Origin of the sequence: Kitasatospora sp. NPDC059817, from assembly GCF_042731835.1 — a bacterium.
Lineage (GTDB): Bacteria > Actinomycetota > Actinomycetes > Streptomycetales > Streptomycetaceae > Kitasatospora.
On sequence record NZ_JBHWIR010000409.1, the window covers coordinates 473 to 1,844 of the forward strand.

At 71.9% G+C, this 1,372-nt stretch carries 2 protein-coding genes; one reads left to right on the forward strand and one right to left on the reverse strand.

Going from position 1 to position 1,372, the window contains the following annotated elements; translation table 11 throughout:
• Positions 1-341: 341 nt before the first annotated feature.
• Positions 342-578: a hypothetical protein gene (locus tag ACFV61_RS35805; RefSeq protein ID WP_363377386.1), complete on the reverse strand. Its 237-nt coding sequence runs from the start codon at positions 576-578 to the stop codon at positions 342-344.
• Between the two features lie 166 nt (positions 579-744).
• Between ACFV61_RS35805 and ACFV61_RS35810 the strand changes: the two genes are divergently transcribed.
• Positions 745-1,372: TetR/AcrR family transcriptional regulator (locus tag ACFV61_RS35810; RefSeq protein WP_380496355.1), on the forward strand; the 628-nt coding region annotated here is incomplete at its 3' end.

Here is a 1,372-nt window from a genome sequence, read left to right on the forward strand (position 1 = left end):
GCGCCCCCCCCAGACGCCGGGGTGAGACGGGGTTATGAGCCGTGCCGCTTCTCCTCGGCGGCCGCGACTTCGGCGGCGGCCCGCTCGCGCTCGGCATCGGTGCCGTCCTGTACGACGCGCGGAGCTCGGAATTCGGGATGCCGGCAGCGCCTGAGATGGCGGAGGCCGGCACCCCGGCTGTGAGGTCTCGGGGCGCCGGCCGCATCAGTGTGCGCTCTCCAGGCGTACGGACGTGTCGGTTGAGGTGGTTCGGCTTGTCCGCCAGCGGCCGATCCCCGTCCCGCCCGATGGGCAGGCGGACGATCCGGCCGCCCGGTCCGGAGAGCGCGGCGCGCCGATGCTCAGCCGCCGTTGCGCGAGCACATGGCGAGGACGAAGAATGCGACGATCACGATGGCGATCCAGCCGAGGCACCCCAGCCCGTCCGGGTTGCCGGGTGCGATCTGCGAGGCGCCGCCCGGCTCGAGGTGCGGGTGCCGCCTGGTGTAGTGATCGAGCAGGTCCTGCTCCGTCGTGGCCTCGGTGGTCCATTCGGTCTTGAATCCGCACTCACCACAGTGTCCGCGGAACTTGGCCATCGTTTTTTCCCCTTACTCCTTGCGTCTCACGTCGCGGCGGGCGTTTTTCTGTGGTCGTCGCCGACCTTGATCCGCCGTGCGGCTTCCCTCCGGGAAGTCCACCACAGATGTGGTACCCCGTCCGTGGTGATATAGTCAAGTCGCGTCCAGGAAAGGAAAATTGACGGTGAATCATGATCGACGGGACCTGCTGCGTGATACAGCCATCGATGTGCTGGCCGAGGCGGGCGGGCGCGGGCTGACACACCGGGCCGTCGACACGGCCGCCGGGGTGCCGTCGGGCACCACCAAGAACTACTTCCCCACGCGGGACGCCCTGCTGGGCGCGGTCGCCGAACGGTGCGCCGAGCAGTACCGCATGGTCGCCGAACACATCGCGGCCTCCGGCCCAGGGCCCAGCGACCGCGAGGGCCTGGTGGCCATGCTCGCAGGCCTGCTGGAGAACGTCGCCGGACCGGGCCGCCCCAGAATGCTCGCCTACCTCGAACTCCAGACCGAGGCCACCCGCCGCACCTGGCTGTCAGCGATCCTGGACCCGATCTCCGCCGCCGACTTCACCGCCTTCGAACACGCCCAGCGCGCAGCCGGCCTGCCCGTCACCCCGCAACGATCCGCCGCCGTCACCCTCGCCCTGCACGGCGCCATCCCACACCTGCTCGGCGCCGGCCCCGACACCCTGGCCGCCGCCGGCCTCGACAACCTGGACCGCTTCGTCCGCGGCCGGCGCGGCCCGGGGGCGCCGGTGCGCCCCCCGCAGGCCCCCCGGGGCCCCCCCGCCCCCCGGTTCCCCGGCG